This window comes from Pseudoalteromonas sp. DL-6 (genome assembly GCF_004328665.1).
GTDB lineage: Bacteria > Pseudomonadota > Gammaproteobacteria > Enterobacterales > Alteromonadaceae > Pseudoalteromonas.
In genome coordinates, this window is the sequence record NZ_CP019770.1 from 2,175,349 (window position 1) to 2,193,010 (window position 17,662).

Consider the following 17,662-nt stretch of genomic DNA (forward strand, 5'->3'; position numbering starts at 1 on the left):
GAGGACACTATGTCAGATTTAAAAACCATGATTGAAAATGCGTGGGATAACCGCGACAGTATTAGCCCAGCAACCGTATCAAGCGATGTTAAACAAGCAATTATTGATGCACTTGAGCTACTAGATAGTGGCGCAGCGCGTGTTGCAGAAAAAATTTCTGGCGAATGGGTTGTTCATCAATGGCTTAAAAAAGCCGTGCTACTTTCATTTAGAATTCGTGAAAACCAGCCAATGAATGATGGCGTAAATCAATTTTACGACAAAGTACCGCTTAAATTTAGCGACTACACACCAGAACAGTTTCAACAAGGCGGCATGCGCGTAGTACCAAACGCCGTTGCCCGTAAAGGCAGTTTTGTAGGGAAAAACGTGGTACTAATGCCATCGTATGTAAACATTGGCGCCTACGTTGATGAAGGCACTATGGTTGATACATGGGCCACTGTGGGCTCATGTGCTCAAATTGGTAAGAATGTACACCTATCAGGCGGTGTGGGCATAGGCGGCGTTTTAGAGCCGCTACAAGCAAATCCTACCATCATTGAAGACAACTGCTTTATTGGCGCTCGTTCAGAAATTGTTGAAGGGGTTATTGTTGAAGAAGGTGCGGTTATTTCAATGGGTGTTTACATTAGCCAAAGCACCCGTATTTACGACCGTGAAACCGGTGAAATTCATTATGGTCGCGTACCAGCCGGTGCAGTTGTGGTTCCGGGTGCACTGCCTTCAAAAGATGGCACGCATAGTTTGTACGCTGCGATTATTGTGAAAAAAGTTGATCAACAAACCCGTGAAAAAGTAGGTATTAACGCCCTGCTTCGCTCAATTGATGATTAAAAAGCAGTTGTAATTTTTTAGCTGTAAGCACTGAATAAGTTGATGTTAAACGTAGGTTAGGTTGAGTAAAACGAAACCCAACGATACATTAAAGTTAAGTGTATTCGCTAGAATTAATTATGTGTAGAAAAAGCCCTGAGCTTATATAGGTTTAGGGCTTTTTTAGTGATTTTATAATACCTTCCCTCAACACTTGTACCTTTTAATGACGTTGCTTTGTTAGATACCTCCATCTATAGTGAATAGCTGAATGATTCGATTGTTGGGGATAAGTTGTTGCGCCTTTTCGTTATAGGTTGGTTGGTGTTAGTAGGTTCAACGCAGGCTATGGCTCATGATTTTACAACGTTTGAAGCTAAACTTAACGAAGCCGAAGATTATCTTATTGTTAATCCTGCACAATCAATAATTATTCTTGAGAACCTTAAAGAGCTAGATACGGCTCCTGCTGCGTTATTTATCCGTTGGCATCTGCTTTATGCCCGCACAGCCGTCCCCACCAGCCATTACGATCGGCTTTATAAATCGATTGACGCTATATTTCAGCATCATCAAGCTGACTATTTCAAGCAAAAATTGACCCCCATTATGAGTGCCTTAGGAATATGGCTGCGCCATGCTGAATATTTAGACGATGCCCAGCTCTCATTTAAATGTGCTTATAAATATGCGCACAGCGATCGCCAACGACTCACCCTTACTAACAGTATGGCGCTGGTTGCTCGCTCGCAAAACGACTTTGCAAAAGCTCGCGCCTTATATACCGATAGCCTTGAGCTCACCACACAATTAAAGCTTCCTAATGTAACAGCACTTATAAAAAGTAATTTAGGCTACTTAGCGCTTGATGAAGGGAATGTTACTGACGCTGAACGCTACTTTAGAAGTGCATTAAGCCTTAATCAAAATCTTGATAAACGTGCAGGACAAATTTCGACTGGGCTGAATTTATTAATGATCTTTTTAATTCAAGAACATCAGCTTAACTTTGAACGTCTCTATACTCCAACGGCAACTTTAACCCATGCATTTCCCAACGAAGCTAAACAAGCACAGCTACTTTGGCTTGAACTAGGCTACAAAAACTTAACTGGTGAGTTTATAAGTCAAAAAGATAAACATCAGCTGCAAGCAGCATATGAGCAATTAGAAAGCGATAAAATGAAACAGCTAGTAGCACATTATCTGGCTAAAAAGCTTGATGTTACTTTAACCCTTCCCGACCCCATTACAGCTAAAGAGTTTACCAGCCCTTGGTTTAATCTAGTAAAGCAATGTAATTGGGAGAAAAGTTTATAGCTTGAATTCATAAGCGTTCAGCAGAACTAACTTAAACACAGATGAAATCAATACAAAGCTGCTTGTCACGAACTCTAAATTAAAAAGGTATGGTTATCAATTTGCTAACTCTTATCGTTAACTTATATTTACTCTGTTATCAATAATATAAGTATATAAAACAAGCAACTGAATTAGCCAATAAACGAAATATATAATAAGGTGGTCAGGCATACTTGAAAGTTAGCAATTAATATTAAGGACTAATATGACAAAAACTGCTTTACGCTCAACTATTTTGCTACCTGTATTTTTACCTGCAGTATTTATTATTCTACTTTTGGTGATTGGTACAAGTAGTAACCCTGAACTCGCCGGTCAGGCATTCAGTGTCGCCCTCAAGTGGATAACAGAAACTTTTGGCTGGTTTTATATGTTATCAGTCGCTATTTTCTTGGTTTTTATCGTGTGTGTTGCCGCCTCAAGTTGGGGAAACATCAAGCTAGGCCCTGATCACGCTCAGCCGCAATATAGCTTTGGTGAGTGGTTTGCCATGCTGTTTTCTGCCGGTTACGGCGTGGCGTTACTTTATTTTGGTGTAGCCGAACCGGTACTGCATTATGCATCCCCGCCATCAGGCGCCGCTGAAACCGTGGATGCGGCCAAGCAAGCAATGCAAATTGCCTTTTTTCATTGGGGATTCCATATTTGGGCTATCTATGGAATTGTTGGTTTAGTGCTGGCTTATTTTGCCTTTCGTCATGGTCTGCCATTGTCTATTCGCTCTGCCTTGTATCCACTTATTGGTGATAAAATATATGGCCCTATAGGCCATACCGTTGATGTATTTGCCATACTAGGCACCTTGTTTGGTATTGCGACCACGCTCGGACTTTCGGTGACTCAAATTAATGCGGGGCTACACTACTTATGGCCCGATATTCCTATTAATACCACAGTACAAATCACAGCAATCGCTATTATTACCGCCGCAGCAACGCTCTCTGTAGTTGCCGGAATGGATAAAGGGGTAAAACGTTTATCTATAGTGAATATGACCTTAGCCGTTTCATTAATGGCCTTTGTATTTTTTATTGGCCCAACGATTCATATTTTAGAGTCGTTTTTACAAAATACTGGTAGTTATCTTAGTGGCATAGTTGAGCGCACCTTTAACTTACAAGCTTATAGCCGCAGTGACTGGATTGGTAACTGGACTTTATTTATATTTGGCTGGACGATTGCGTGGGCGCCGTTTGTCGGCATGTTTATCGCAAAAATTAGCCGCGGCAGAACCATCAGACAATTTGTTGTTGGCGTAATGTTAGTTCCTACTATTTTTACTTTTTTATGGTTCTCAGTGTTTGGCGATACAGCACTGAATTTAATAATGAATGAAGGCTTTGACACGCTCATTGGTGATGTACAAGCAAATCATGCCGTGGCGTTATTTCAATTATTTGAAGTGTTACCACTCTCATTTTTTATTTCGCTACTCACGGTTATTTTAATTGTTACCTTTTTTGTTACTTCGTCTGATTCCGGCTCTTTGGTAATCGACTCACTCGCTTCAGGTGGAAATATTAATACGCCAGCATGGCAGCGGGTGTTCTGGGCGGTGCTTGAAGGCGCTGTGGCCGCTGTTTTATTAGTGGCAGGTGGCTTAAGTGCACTGCAAACCATGACCATAGTCAGTGCGCTACCTTTTGCTATTATTATGCTAATTGCCACCGCTGGGCTTTGGCGGGCTTTAAGAATTGAAGGCCATCGCGATACCAGTCTACAAGCACATTCACTCAATGGTCGTAATATTGATCTATCCCATTGGAAACGCCGTTTAGCTGCTATGGTTAATTACCCTAATAAAGAAAAAGTACATACTTTTATTGGCAGTGTAGTTGTTGAGGCAATGAAAGCCGTACAAGCAGAATTGAAATCTCGACAATGGCATGCCGTGGTCGAATTTGATACTGATTTAGGACGCGCTCATTTAACTGTACTACGTCATGAGCATGTGGATTTTGTTTATGATATTCGCCTTACCGAGCACCCTATGCCGAGCTTTGCTTACTCAGAACTACGACCAGATAATGATAATACTGAAATGTATTATAAGGCTGATGTATTTTTACGTCGTGGTGGTCTGTCGTACGATGTTTATGGCTACAATGAAGATGATATTGTGAAGGATATTCTTGATCAGTTTGAGAACTACTTACACTTTTTAGGTAACAGCCCAGGCGAACTACCTTGGGATATGGCTGAGCATGATGACATGTTAAATACCGATAAAACCTAATTAACTAACCACCCATAAAAAAAGGCACTTTGCAGTGCCTTTTTGTTTATTCAAATCTAATTAATTACAGCGCGTTAAATACGTCATCTGTTTTAGCCGCGCAAATAAAGTCGTTTTTATGCAAGCCTTTAATTGAATGGCTCCACCAAGTCACGGTTACTTTGCCCCACTCAGTTAGTAAACCAGGGTGGTGACCTTCGTCTTCGGCCATATCACCTACCTTATTAGTAAACGCAATGGCTTGTTTAAAGTTTTTAAACTTATAAACGCGCTCTAACTGCATAATACCATCACGTACTTCTGGCACCCAATCAGGGATTTTTTTAATTAAATCAGCCAATTCAGCATCAGATACTTTTGGTGCATCTGCATGACAGGCTTCACATTTTTGTGCACTTAATGAAGACATTTTAAATCCTTAGTTTAGCGTTACTTTTTTAAAAATTAACTAGCTAATTTTTCTTTTGGGGGAAACTTAGGGTCGTGCAAACCAAGTGATTTAGCTTGCTCAACTAAAGTCATTATATCCATTTGAGATATTTCAAACAGATCATGAATCGAATTAATCGTATAATACAATGGTTGCATAATATCTATACGGTACGGTGTACGCAGTACATCTAGCACATTCATTGGATTAATCTCTGGTGTATCTGAATACACGTATTGGGTTTCCCCTGGGCTTGATAAAATACCACCGCCGTAAATACGTAATCCTTTTTCGGTTTGCATCAAACCAAACTCAACGGTAAACCAGTACATGCGTGCTAAATAAACGCGATCTTTCTTCTCTGCCGCGTATCCTAGTTGCCCGTACTTATGGGTAAATTCAGCAAAGTCAGGATTGGTTAGCATGGCACAGTGACCAAATATCTCATGAAAAATATCGGGTTCTTGTAAATAGTCAAATTCTTCACGGCTACGAATGAAGGTCGCTACAGGAAATTGCTTGTTAGCGAGTAACCTAAAAAACTCATCAAAATCGATAAGTGCAGGTACAGGTGCAACTTGCCAACCTGTGGTTGCTAATAGCACTTCGTTTAGCTCACTAAGCTGTGGGATGCGATCATGAGGCAGATTGATTTTTTTCAACCCTTCCATGTACTCATCACAGGCTTTGCCTTCAATGCACGCAAGTTGGCGTGCTACAAGCTCAGACCAAATTTTATTTTCTTCATCGCTCCAATGTATAACCCCATTTTCATCAGGTGTTTTGGAGGTGTAATTACTTGCTTTAGCCATAAATACCTTCTTTGGGTTTAAACCCTAAATCGGTGTCAAAATAACAGCCAAATGCTTGGCTATTCGATGTAGCCATACTATGCAAAAGTGAACAAAAGTTTAATAGCTTGACGCAGATCAATACTATTGCAGATTACGCAAATCGTAAATTTAAAATTACACCAAAGCAAAGATAAAATCACACCCTATACTTAACAGTACATACAGATAGAAATTACTGTAAACAATAAATTACACCTCAAGATGTTTTAGTAAATGCTTGGTTGAGATCGTTAATAATATCGTTAACATCTTCCAACCCAACTGATAAACGAATTAAGCCATCACTAATTCCAGCCGCTAGTCTTTCTTCGGGAGTGTATGGCGAATGCGTCATCGATGCAGGGTGTTGAATGAGGGTTTCAGCATCGCCTAAACTAACCGCTAAAGTGCACAGTTGCATGCTATCAATAAACTGCTCACCGTCGGTTAAGCTCCCTTTAATTTCAAAGGCAATAACACCACCAGCCGCTTTCATTTGCTTACCAATATACTTGTAACCTGGGTGAGACTTAAGCCCAGGGTAATACACTTTATTTACTTGCGGATGACCTTCTAAATACTCAGCAATCGTTTGCGCACTTTGGCAATGGCGTTCAACGCGAATAGCTAAAGTTTTTAAGCCGCGGTTTATTAACCACGCATCGTGTGGACTAATAGTGGCACCAATATCTTTAAGCACGGTCATTTTAATCTGTGTAATATGCTCAAGTGAACCACACACAATACCCGCAACAACATCACCATGACCATTTAAATACTTGGTCGCGCTATGCATTATAATATCGATACCGTACTTTTTTGGTGACTGCAGTAGCGGGGTCAAAAAAGTATTATCAACCACACTCAGTAAATTATGCTGTTTAGCCACATTGCCAATAAGTGCTAAATCAATCACTGCCATGGTTGGGTTGATTGGTGTTTCTACAAATATCATTTTTGAATTAGGCTTAATGGCTGCGCGCAGTTCACTCTCATTAGTCATATCAACAAAAGTGACTTCAATTCCCCATCGCGGCAACATATGCGCAAAAAAAGCAAAAGTGCAGCCATACAGAGCGCTTGATGCAATTAAGTGATCGCCTTGCGATAGGAAGCTTAGTACCGAAGCGGATACCGCCCCCATGCCTGTAGCCGTGGCGGCGGCGGCCTCACAGCCTTCTAATTGCGCTACTTTTTGCTCAAGTTCAGTCGTGGTTGGGTTACCTAAACGCGTGTAAATATAACCGGGCTCTTCACCTGCAAAGCGGGCAGCACCTTGGGCGGCATTTTCAAAATGAAACGTAGACGTTTGATACAAAGGTGAGGTTAATGCGCCATGCGGATCGTTTGCTTTTTGTGGGCCATGGATACATTGGGTGTTTTGATGATGCTTGCTCATTGTGTGTTCTCGTTTTTATTATGTGTGTCAATAGCATAAATAAAACGCACCGCACTTAAAATCACAAGCATGCCGGATGCTCAGATGGCTATTTGTGCAAACTTTACCCAAAAAGCTGTACACAAATATTGCCAATGAAGTCTCACTACTTAGTTTCAGCTCCCTTACGGCTCATAATTTTACTCGCAATCCCTTGGACTGTGCCTTTTAACAAGCTGCGCTTATTTTCAAGACGCGGTAAGGGTCGGCTTAATTCCATAGCTTTATAACCAATACGTGCTGTAAATATACCGGCACTGACACCTTGCGCAGCTCGCCCTGAAAGCTTACCTAAAAGCTCAGCACTCAGTGCCGTGGCGGCTAAATCAGACACAAGCTCTGCACTACCTACAAACATTACTTGCTTAATAAGCATACGGTAAAGTTTAATACGGCTGGCATAACCAAAGCCTATGCCATATATGCGGCCTATTTGCTCTATTAATTTAGTGCCACGCCACAGCACAGCCATCATATCCACCAGCGCAATAGGGCTTAGAGCAACTAATAAAGCTGACTCTGTTGCAAAACGGTTTATTAACTTTTTAGCTTGATTGTCTTGCGTTATCAGTAAGCTATTCGCATACAGGGTCATTATTTCTTTGTCACTGTGGTGCGTAGCGACCTGATTTTTAAAGTTTTCGAAATTATCTAATTGCTGATGTTTATTAAGCTTTTCAAGCCAAGGTATCGCCCCGCCTACCTGCTCACTATTGAGCAAACGGTTAGCTTCATGGCGGTGCAGCTGATTACGCTTTAAACTGCGTAACATTCTATATTCACGCCACAACAAGCGCGATATCAGTAGTACACCGGTTATTACAGCGGTTAAGTACACTCCACCTAAAATAACCGACTGCTGAAACGCCAATACAATTGAAAATGCGAATTCAAGTAATACTAAAACAATAAAGCTCAGTGCAAACAGGCCTTTAAGGGTCTGCCATTTAGACTTTTTATATACAGGCTCAATATCGATTTCAGGTTCAATTAGCTCGTCGCTATCTTTGCTAGGCTGCTCACTTTGTCCTTGCTCTACGACTTTAGCCGCTAATAAATCCGGTTCATTTTGCTCAATATTTTGGGCATTAATACGACGCCCAGCTTGAAATTGGTGTGTTGACTCACTCATGTTAACTTATCTCCTAACAAGTACTGCATCACATGGTCTAAGCGGATGTGCTTAAGCTGTTGATCTGGGCTTGGCATAGGTGCAAATGATAAGAACTCAAACCCATGTGCTGGCCACTCACTTTTATTAAGCATTCTACTCGGCGGCTGAGGAGGCAGGTAAGTTAGCCACTGTTGTTCATTCAATGGCTTGCCATAGATGCAGTCGAGTGTTTGCCCCTTGTCGACCACTTGGCGAGACAAAGTGGCAGCGATTGACGACATCGCCAGTGTTTCTATTTTCACCCCATCAAATTTTAAGTGGTTGCTTTGCTCTTTAACTAACGAATCGAGTAACAGTGCAAGATCTTTGTGATGTTTTGCACTAATGTGATCGGACTTATTAGCAGCAAATAATATTTTATCAATATTAGGTTTAAATAAGCGTTTAAAAAAACCAGAATCACCATAGCTAAAGTGTGACAATAGCTGGTTGATAACTCGACTTTGCTCAGCTAACGTTTCATAGCCTTCATTTAACGCACTCAGTACATCTACAAGTACAATTTGACGGTCAAAATGACGAAAATGCTCATTATAAAATGGCTTAACAACTTTTTTTACGTAAGCATCAAAACGTTTAATTAAATGCGCTAAGTTAGAACCCGCTACTACATCGTCACTGATTTTTTCAGGACTAATTGGAAAAAATAGTAATAATGGTGCGCCTTGCAAGTCACCCGGCATTAACATTCGCCCTGGCTGTAACATGGCAAGCTTAGTGTCTTTTTTTAGCCCTACCAACATGGTTTGATAACATTTTGCAATATCAGCCAGTGCGTTTTCATCTACCGGTGCATCTAAATCAAGCAGCTCTATGGATTGTAAAAATTCAGCTGAGCTTTGGTTACGTGGCGTTTGGCTAAGTAATGGATATTGTTGCTCGCACCACTGTTCAAAGCTTTGTGCGAGCATAGGTAGGTCAAGCAACCACTCACCAGGATAGTCAATAATATCTAAATACAGCGTCGATTGTGGTGAGAAATGACCGCGCAGACCCGCGTTGCTTTGATATTTAATCGCCAAACGTAAAGTATTTATTCGCTCGGTAGAAGCGGGCCATGCAGGGTCACCTTCACTTGGTAGTAAAGCACTTATTGCACGGTTGTAATCAAAAGTGGGGACGTTTAATGCCTCTTGCGGCACAATTTTGGTAGCAATGTGGCGGTGTTCACGCATTACATCAAAAAAAGGTAAGTTGTTGTCATTCGCCTGAGAGGTTAAATGTTTAACTAGTGCACTAATAAACGCAGTTTTACCACTGCCGCTCAGCCCTGTTACGGCAAGTTTAACATGTTGGTCTAAACTGCGGTGCAGGGCTTTTTGTGCTTTGCCTTTAACGCTTTTAAAGGTCTTTTTTGCAAATGATTGGCTCATAAAGTGTTTTGCACCTCAGTTGCCGTCATTGATCACGTTGCAAACAAGGTGCTTATCAATCCCTTAAAGTTTATTAATTTCACGGCTGATCGTAAACTCGCTTGAAGTAACGTAGCGTTCCATGTTTTGAAGGCGGCTATCTACACGGGTTAATCGCTCTTTTAAGTCTTGCAGCGCGCGACGTGGTGGCTCGCCTTTTTGCCATACTTTAAATTTTACTTCTAGCGGATCACCGCCATACGATGATTGTGTTTTATTTACAGCACTGGGTTGTTTTTTATCTAAAATAAACCACGCTGCAATATACGCTACCACAAATAATGGGCCACCGGTTAGTAGTACAGCACTAACAAAAATAATGCGAACTAACCATAACTCCATATTAAAGTAGTCACTTAATCCCGCACAAACACCGGCAATTTTACCACGTTGTGGGTCTCTTAATAATTCGCGTTTAGTGTTCATATCTTTTGTCTCCACTGTGGTGACTCTTGATCAAGTAACGCTTCTAATGTCTCGATTCTATCAGTCATTTTTTCAGCTTTTTGAGCAAGTTCCAATAACTGGTGATGCTCATGTTCACTTAACCCTTGGCTTACCTGCTTTTTGCTTCGGTAGTGTAAAATTAACCACAGTGGCGCAACAAAAATCATAAACAAGATAAAGGGTGCAACTAGTATCTCTGGATCAAACATAATCCTCTCCTGACAATCCGTATTCAATGTTGATGTCAGGGGCACAAGGCCCCTGTTTTATATTTATTTATTTGCGAGTTTCTTTTTAAGTTCAGCTAACTCGTCGTCAATCTTTTCGTTCTTTTGTAAATCAGCAATCTCATCCGCTAACGTTTGTTTACCCAAATCATAAGACTCTATTTGAGATTCTAGCCCATCAATTTTGGTTTCGTAACGTTCAAAACGATTAAGTGCATCATCTACTTTAGAACTATCAAGTGCTTTTTTAACCTCAAGGCGCGACTCAGCCGAGCGTTGACGTAAAATAATCGCTTTTTGACGTGCTTTAGCATCCGCTAGTTTCTCTTGTAGCGTAGTCACTTCTTGCTGTAGTTTCTCGATATGAGATTCTACATGATCAAGTTCACTTTCTACTGCGGCGACTGCATCAGCTGATTTTTGCTTTTCAAGTAAAGCTGAGCGTGCTAAATCATCACGATCTTTGCTCAGTGCCAATTCGGCTTTGTCTTGCCAATCGTTTACTTGGGCTTTTAGTGTATCTACGCGACGTACTAATTCTTTTTTCTCAGCAAGTGTTTTTGCTGAAGTAGAGCGAACCTCTACAAGTGTATCTTCCATCTCTTGGATAATAAGACGAACCATTTTTTCAGGATCTTCTGCTTTATCTAAAATGGCATTGATATTAGAATTAACAATGTCTGCAAAACGTGAAAAAATTCCCATAACATATACCTCTATTATTTAATCTAAATGTGTCTGCTTTTATTAGTATCAATATGCTTGCCAACTTTTATAATTTTAAAATACCATTTAGTTTCAATAAGTTAAATGTAAATTACAAATTACTTTTGTTATCCCTCATAATGAAATACACTAACTGTTAGTAAAAATGACTAAGAGTTAGGAAATATGAGTCAATATCGCCAACAGGACAATTTACTTGGCCAATCAGACAGCTTTTTATCGGTGCTTGATCAGGTTTCGCAACTGGCTAACCTAGATAAACCCGTACTCATTATTGGTGAGCGCGGTACAGGTAAAGAGCTTATAGCAGCACGTTTACACTTTTTATCCAAGCGCTGGGACCAAAGTTACGTCAAGCTCAATTGTGCGGCATTGAACGAAAACCTACTCGAGAGTGAATTATTTGGTCATGAAAGTGGTGCTTTTACAGGCGCAAGTAAACGCCATGAAGGTCGCTTTGAACGTGCCAATAGCGGCACCTTATTTTTAGATGAGTTAGCAAATACCTCTGCCATGGTGCAAGAAAAGCTATTAAGAGTGATTGAGTATGGTGAATTTGAGCGTGTTGGCGGCAAGCAAACCGTTAAAGTAGATACTCGCTTAGTCTGTGCAACCAATGAAGATTTACCTCATTTAGCGCAGCAAGGTGAATTTAGAAGTGATTTACTCGACAGACTCGCGTTTGATGTGATCACCCTTCCGCCACTGCGCGAGCGCCAAGATGACATTATGTTACTTGCTGAACAATTTGCGATGAATATGGCACGTGATCTTGAGTGGGAGCTATTTAGTGGTTTTACCCGCAGCGCTCAAGAAAGTTTACTAAGTTATGAGTGGCCGGGTAATGTCCGTGAACTTAAAAATGTGGTGGAGCGAAGTCTCTATCGCCACGGTAATGAACATATTCCTGTACATAAAATTATTTTAGACCCATTCGAAAGTCGTTTCAGGCCTAAAGCCCGCATAAAACATGCACAAGCGCCTACTATAATACAATCTGAACCGGCTCATACTCAGCCCACAGAAACGCCTGTTGCATTGAACGCGAGCAGCAAAGAACCTGAGTTTCCATGTGACTTAAAAACGCTCTCTAATGAATTTGAAATTACATTAATAAAAAAAGCATTAGAACATAGCCAATTTAATCAAAAGAAGACTGCAGAAGTACTTGGTTTAACGTATCATCAACTACGTGGTTATTTGAAAAAATACAATTTGCTAGAATAGTAGAGGTTGTGCGGGTGCATAAATTATTACTTGCTTTAATATCATTGAGCTTAGTAGGTTGCATTGATAGTAAAGAAGAAATCTTAGAAGAAAAAAACCAAGGTCTTGTTTATTGCGCCGAGGCTAACCCTGTGTCGTTCAATCCACAAGTCACAACCACAGGATCAACTATCGATATTATTGCTAACCAGTTATATGACCGGTTGATTAGTATTGACCCAGTGACCGCCGAATTTAAGAGTGAACTTGCCACTGATTGGAAAATCAGTAAAGACGGTAAATCGGTTACCTTTACTTTGCGCAAAGGAGTGAAGTTCCATACCACCTCGTATTTTACTCCCAGCCGTGAATTTAATGCCGATGACGTCATTTTTACTTTTAGCCGATTATTTGACGTTTATAATCCTTATCACTTTGTTGGCGATGCTAATTACCCTTACTTTCAAAGTGTGGGGATTGACCAACTAATTCGTAAAATTGTTAGAGTATCTGATCACCAAGTCCGGTTTGAGTTATTTAATGCCGAAAGCAGCTTTTTAGCTAATATGGCGACCGATTTTGCTGTGGTGCTCTCTAAAGAATATGCCATGGCGCTTAAAGCTAATAATCAAGAAAACTTATTTGATCAATACCCAGTTGGTACGGGTCCCTATATTTATAAAGAGTACCGACGCGATCATTTAGTACGCTTTTATAAAAACGCTGATTATTGGAAACATGAGGTTACCCTTGAGCAATTGGTGTACGACATTACCCCGAATGGCACCACTCGTATCGCTAAAATATTGACCAAAGAATGTGATGTAACCGCACACCCTAGCAGTGCCCAATTGAGTATTTTAGCGCAACGTGATGATATTAATGTTGAAAGAGAAACTAACTTAAATATTGGCTATTGGGCGTTTAATACCGAGCGTCCACCATTTGATAACCTAAAAGTACGCCAAGCTTTAGTTTATGCCATTGATATAGATAAGATAATGCAGGCGGTGTATTACGGTAATGGCTTGCGTGCACAGTCTATTCTTCCGCCAACTTCTTGGGCGTTTGAGCCGCAGAAAAATATGCCAAGCTTTGACCCACAGTTAGCAAAAAAACTATTGACGGAAGCAGGCTTTCCAAAAGGCTTTGATATGAGTATTTGGGCAATGCCGGTAAGCCGAATTTATAACCCCAATGCCCGAAAAATGGCTGAGCTAATGCAAAGTGATTTACGCAAAATTGGCGTTAACGTTAATATAGTGGAATACGAGTGGAACACCTTCATTCAACGTATTGGTGAGCATCGCCACGACAGCGTATTATTAGGCTGGGCAGCTGATACACCTGATCCCGATAACTTTTTTAGCCCATTGTTAAGTTGTACTGCAACATTCAGTGGCAAAAACCCAGCAAACTGGTGTAATCCTGAATTTGATTTATTGCTAACCAAAGCGTTAGACACCACAGATTTAAATTTACGTAAACAATACTATGACGCTGCACAAAGCATGATCATCAAACAATTGCCTTTACTGCCAATTGCCCATGGTATGCGTTTTCAAGCAAGTAGCGCAGATGTTGAAGGCATCACCTTAGGGCCATTCGGTGCTATTTCGTTGGCTAACGCGAGGAAAAGATAATGATCTTAGATTATATTTTACGCCGCCTCGGTCTGTTGTTTTTTATGGTGTTGCTACTCAGCATTTTTACCTTTTCGTTGAGTTATTTATTTCCTGGCGATCCGCTCAGTAACTTAAGCGGCATACCAGACACTAATTTTACCCAAAATGCCCAACTAGAAGAAAAGTATTTGTTTAACAGTAATTACTTTATGCAGTACATCGCCTTTGTAGGACGAATTTTACAAGGGGATTGGGGAATGTCATTCGCCTCGGGCAGCAGTGTGTTTGCCCATGTGGTTGATTTAATTCCTGCGACGTTAGAGCTAAGTATCTATGCGTTAGTTATTTCAGTAGTGGTGGGTGTGCCTGTCGGGATTTTAGCATCGGCTTATCACAAGCAATGGCCTGATAAATTTATTAGCTCTACAGCAATGATTGGCTATTCTATGCCGATTTTTTGGCTGGCATTGTTACTAATAATGGTATTTTCGCTCAAACTTGGCTGGTTTCCTATGTCGGGGCGAGTGAGCTTATTGTATGAGATACCCGCGAGCACAGGATTTATTTTGCTGGATATTTTACTGGCTGATTTTCCTTACAATGGTATGGCCATGTTAGATGCGCTGCATCACCTTACCTTGCCCACTATTGTACTTGCTATGTACCCAACCACTGTATTGGTGCGCTTTACCCGCGAATCAATGTTAAAAGTAATGGATCAAAACTTTATTAAAACAGCTCGCGCCAAAGGGCTTACTCGTGGGCAGCTTATTATTCATCACGCCCTAAGAAACGCCTTACTACCGGTTATAAAACAAATAGGTTTGCAGTTTAGTACCTTGATCACCCTAGCGATGATCACCGAGGTTATTTTTTCATGGCCTGGGATTGGTCGTTGGTTAATCGACAGTATTTATCAACGTGATTATCCTGCCATACAAGGTGGATTAATGGCCGTCTCTTTGTTTATCATTATTGCAACGATTATAGCCGAACTGACCTACACCCTACTCGATCCTCTGTCTCGGAACCAAGCGCATGGCAAAGTTTAACTTATTTTCAGAAGATTCTAATAAATCGCCATTAGCGAGACTCTGGCGAAAGTTTAAAAATAACCACCCTGCATTGGTTGGTTTATGGGTGTTTATTGCCTTTAGCCTGCTAGCGGCTACCGCGCCTTTTCTTGCGCCTTATGGGGTAAATCAACAGCACAGTAATGCACTGCTACTTCCTCCTTCGTGGAATGAAATGGGCGATGTGCGGTTTATACTTGGCACCGATGATTTAGGCCGAGATGTGCTGTCTCGTTTAATGAATGGCGCCACATACACATTTGGGTTATCGGTTGTGGCTGCACTGATCACCACTGTCATTGGTGTGTTAGTCGGTACCTTTGCTGGCATTAGTAAAGGCATACGTTCTAGTTTTTTGAACCACTTACTGGATGTAACGCTGTCAATCCCCTCTTTATTGTTAGCCATTATTATTATTGCCATACTCGGTCCTGGATTAATGAATACCGTATGGGCAATTATTTTGGCCTTGTTGCCTCAATTTATTCATTCAATTAGAAACCTGATAGTTGATGAACTTGGCAAAGATTATGTTACCGCTTACCGCCTAGATGGTGCCTCTAAATGGCATATTTTATCGCGCGGTATTTTCCCTAATGTATATGAGTATATTGTGGTTATTTTTACCATGGCGCTTTCTACTGCTATTTTAGATATTGCGGCGTTAGGGTTTTTAAAACTTGGTGCACAGCCGCCCACTACTGAATGGGGTGCAATTTTGGCCGAGAACTTAGGGCTTATATATTTAGCTCCCTGGACAGTAGCACTGCCGGGTGTACTGCTATTTTTAGCGGTTCTTTCAACAAACTTAGTGGGCGATGGACTTCGCAAAGTTTTACAAGCACGTAAGGCCGATTAAATGCAGTTACTAGATATTCGAAACTTAACCATTGAACTGCAAACGTCTGAAACCGCTATTCGCGCTGTTGACCGTGTTAGCTTTAGTTTAAAAGAAGGTGAAGTACACGCTTTAGTGGGCGAATCTGGCTCTGGCAAAAGCTTAATTGCAAAAGCCATTGTCGGCGTGCTTAATGAGCGTTGGGTGATAACCGCAGATAGAATGCATTGGCGTGGCGTTGACTTGATGCGTTTAACACCAGAGCAACGCCGTAAAACGGTTAGCCAAGACATTGCGATGATTTATCAAGATCCCAGTCGCTGTCTAGACCCGACTGCAAAAATATTCAATCAAATCGCTGAAACCCTGCCTGAGGTAGCCGCCAAAGGGTTTTTCTTAAAACGCAACCGAGAGCGTAAAGATCGTGTTAAAGCCTTAATACACAAAGTAGGTATTAAAAATCATGAAGCGGTGCTTGATAGCTACCCGCATGAGCTCTCTGAGGGCGTATGCCAAAAAGTCATGATAGCCATGGCGATTGCCCGTACACCTAAGTTGCTCATTGCTGATGAGCCTACAACCGCACTAGAAAGCACCACCCGTGCACAGGTGTTTAGGTTATTAAAAAGTTTAAATCAGCTAAAGAACATGTCTATTTTGATGATTTCTCATGAACTAGAAGAAATTGTTAATTGGTCACATGGTATCCATGTACTGTACTGCGGGCAAATGGTTGAAGCGGGTCCAACACACCGTATTTTTAGCCAACCCCGTCATCCGTATACGCAAGCTTTATTGAAAAGCTTGCCTGATTATGAGCATGGTTTAGCGCATAAAGAGCCCTTTTATGCGCTAAAAGGCACCATTCCAACATTGCAACATTTACCAATTGGTTGCCGACTCGGTCCACGTTGCCCACAAGCACAAAAAGAATGTGTGGTTGCGCCTAAACTTTCAAAGCATCATGGTCATAGCTACGCCTGTCACTTTCCGCTGATTAAGGACATTAAATAATGCAACCTCTGTTGAAAGTTCAAGCCTTATCAAAAACCTTTAATATGCGAGCAGGTATATTTAGCCGTAAAAAGTTTGATGTTTTAAAAAATATCTCATTTAGTATTGGCAAAGGTGAAACGATTGCCATTATTGGTGAGACAGGCTCAGGAAAAAGTACCCTGGCTAAATTATTAGTGGGTGCATACAGTGCCGATAGCGGGCAAATATTATTAGAAAATAACACCATAGAAAACAATGGTAATCGTGATGCGCAATGTCGTTATATCCGAATGATTTTTCAAGACTCCGCTACCTCATTAAACCCAGCAGTGACCATTGCTGAAATGCTCGATGATTGCCTAAAGTTCAATACTGATTTTGATAAAGATCAGCGCAGTGAAAAAATAGGCAGTACCTTGCTTAAAGTGGGTTTACTGGTTGATCACCAGCAATACTACCCGCATATGTTTAGTGTAGGGCAATTGCAACGTGTAGCGCTCGCTCGCGCGCTTATATTAGATCCTAAGGTTGTGGTGCTCGATGAGGCACTTTCATCGCTTGACCCTTCTGTAAGAGCGCAAATAGTAAACCTATTACTTAAACTACAGCTTGAAACTGGCTTAACCTATATTTTGATCACCCATCATTTAAGTTTAGTGCGCCATATTAGCGACCAGTTAGTGGTACTCAATAAAGGTGAGATTGTTGAATACGGCGCCACAGAAACTATTTTTCAAAACCCGCAGTCAAAGGTTACTCAGCGCTTATTGAGTTGTTAATGTCTAAACAAACAAAAAAGGCGCCAATTGGCGCCTTTTTTATT

17 protein-coding genes are annotated in these 17,662 nt (G+C 41.0%); 9 read left to right on the forward strand and 8 right to left on the reverse strand.

The genetic code is table 11. From position 1 onward, the window contains the following. Positions 1-9 precede the first annotated feature (9 nt). The 3 genes from dapD (at position 10) to B1F84_RS10135 (ending at position 4,414) form a co-directional block, all read left to right on the forward strand. Complete coding sequence (gene dapD, locus B1F84_RS10125; protein ID WP_008110994.1) at positions 10-837, forward strand: 2,3,4,5-tetrahydropyridine-2,6-dicarboxylate N-succinyltransferase; 828 nt, start codon at positions 10-12, stop codon at positions 835-837. Between the two features lie 327 nt (positions 838-1,164). Further along, positions 1,165-2,136, forward strand: coding sequence for a tetratricopeptide repeat protein (locus tag B1F84_RS10130; RefSeq protein WP_240701995.1), 972 nt, complete (start codon positions 1,165-1,167; stop codon positions 2,134-2,136). A 247-nt stretch (positions 2,137-2,383) separates the two neighbouring features. Next, on the forward strand, positions 2,384-4,414 hold the full coding sequence (locus B1F84_RS10135) for a BCCT family transporter (protein ID WP_131691345.1): 2,031 nt from the start codon (positions 2,384-2,386) through the stop codon (positions 4,412-4,414). 64 nt (positions 4,415-4,478) lie between these two features. Here B1F84_RS10135 and B1F84_RS10140 read toward each other — a convergent pair whose 3' ends face one another. The 8 genes from B1F84_RS10140 to pspA form a co-directional block, all read right to left on the reverse strand. Further along, positions 4,479-4,823, reverse strand: a complete 345-nt coding sequence (locus B1F84_RS10140) for a 4a-hydroxytetrahydrobiopterin dehydratase (protein WP_131691346.1) — start codon at positions 4,821-4,823, stop codon at positions 4,479-4,481. 35 nt (positions 4,824-4,858) lie between these two features. Further along, positions 4,859-5,656, reverse strand: coding sequence for a phenylalanine 4-monooxygenase (gene phhA / locus B1F84_RS10145; RefSeq protein ID WP_008111003.1), 798 nt, complete (start codon positions 5,654-5,656; stop codon positions 4,859-4,861). Positions 5,657-5,894: 238 nt separating this feature from the next. Beyond that, positions 5,895-7,076 (reverse strand): methionine gamma-lyase, encoded by a 1,182-nt coding sequence (megL, locus tag B1F84_RS10150; protein WP_131691347.1) that lies wholly within the window; start codon positions 7,074-7,076, stop codon positions 5,895-5,897. Between the two features lie 145 nt (positions 7,077-7,221). Continuing rightward, the gene (locus B1F84_RS10155; RefSeq protein WP_131691348.1) at positions 7,222-8,247 is read right to left on the reverse strand and encodes a TIGR01620 family protein; all 1,026 of its coding nucleotides are present in this window, start codon (positions 8,245-8,247) and stop codon (positions 7,222-7,224) included. After that, positions 8,244-9,662 (reverse strand): YcjX family protein, encoded by a 1,419-nt coding sequence (locus B1F84_RS10160; protein ID WP_131691349.1) that lies wholly within the window; start codon positions 9,660-9,662, stop codon positions 8,244-8,246. The genes B1F84_RS10155 and B1F84_RS10160 overlap by 4 nt, the downstream gene beginning before the upstream one ends. Before the next feature lie 63 nt (positions 9,663-9,725). Continuing rightward, a complete protein-coding gene (pspC, locus tag B1F84_RS10165; protein WP_131691350.1) occupies positions 9,726-10,127 on the reverse strand; it encodes an envelope stress response membrane protein PspC in 402 nt (133 codons plus the stop codon). Beyond that, a complete protein-coding gene (gene pspB / locus B1F84_RS10170) occupies positions 10,124-10,357 on the reverse strand; it encodes an envelope stress response membrane protein PspB (protein WP_076919213.1) in 234 nt (77 codons plus the stop codon). The genes pspC and pspB overlap by 4 nt, the downstream gene beginning before the upstream one ends. Positions 10,358-10,420: 63 nt before the next feature. Next, complete coding sequence (gene pspA, locus B1F84_RS10175; RefSeq protein ID WP_076919212.1) at positions 10,421-11,080, reverse strand: phage shock protein PspA; 660 nt, start codon at positions 11,078-11,080, stop codon at positions 10,421-10,423. Between the two features lie 186 nt (positions 11,081-11,266). Between pspA and pspF the strand changes: the two genes are divergently transcribed. From pspF to B1F84_RS10205, 6 genes are read left to right on the forward strand one after another with little or no spacing between them, the layout of a single operon-like run. Continuing rightward, a complete protein-coding gene (pspF, locus tag B1F84_RS10180) occupies positions 11,267-12,328 on the forward strand; it encodes a phage shock protein operon transcriptional activator (protein ID WP_131691351.1) in 1,062 nt (353 codons plus the stop codon). A gap of 14 nt (positions 12,329-12,342) precedes the next feature. Then, positions 12,343-13,950 (forward strand): ABC transporter substrate-binding protein, encoded by a 1,608-nt coding sequence (locus B1F84_RS10185; RefSeq protein ID WP_131691352.1) that lies wholly within the window; start codon positions 12,343-12,345, stop codon positions 13,948-13,950. Next, positions 13,950-14,984, forward strand: coding sequence for an ABC transporter permease subunit (locus B1F84_RS10190; protein ID WP_131691353.1), 1,035 nt, complete (start codon positions 13,950-13,952; stop codon positions 14,982-14,984). The genes B1F84_RS10185 and B1F84_RS10190 overlap by 1 nt, the downstream gene beginning before the upstream one ends. Then, positions 14,971-15,864 carry an ABC transporter permease subunit gene (locus B1F84_RS10195; protein WP_131691354.1) on the forward strand — a complete coding sequence of 298 codons (894 nt, stop codon included), beginning with the start codon at positions 14,971-14,973 and terminating at the stop codon, positions 15,862-15,864. Before B1F84_RS10190 ends, B1F84_RS10195 begins: the two co-directional genes overlap by 14 nt. Beyond that, complete coding sequence (locus B1F84_RS10200) at positions 15,865-16,857, forward strand: oligopeptide/dipeptide ABC transporter ATP-binding protein (RefSeq protein ID WP_131691355.1); 993 nt, start codon at positions 15,865-15,867, stop codon at positions 16,855-16,857. Then, a complete protein-coding gene (locus B1F84_RS10205) occupies positions 16,857-17,618 on the forward strand; it encodes an ATP-binding cassette domain-containing protein (RefSeq protein ID WP_131691356.1) in 762 nt (253 codons plus the stop codon). Before B1F84_RS10200 ends, B1F84_RS10205 begins: the two co-directional genes overlap by 1 nt. The last annotated feature ends 44 nt before the right edge of the window (positions 17,619-17,662 follow it).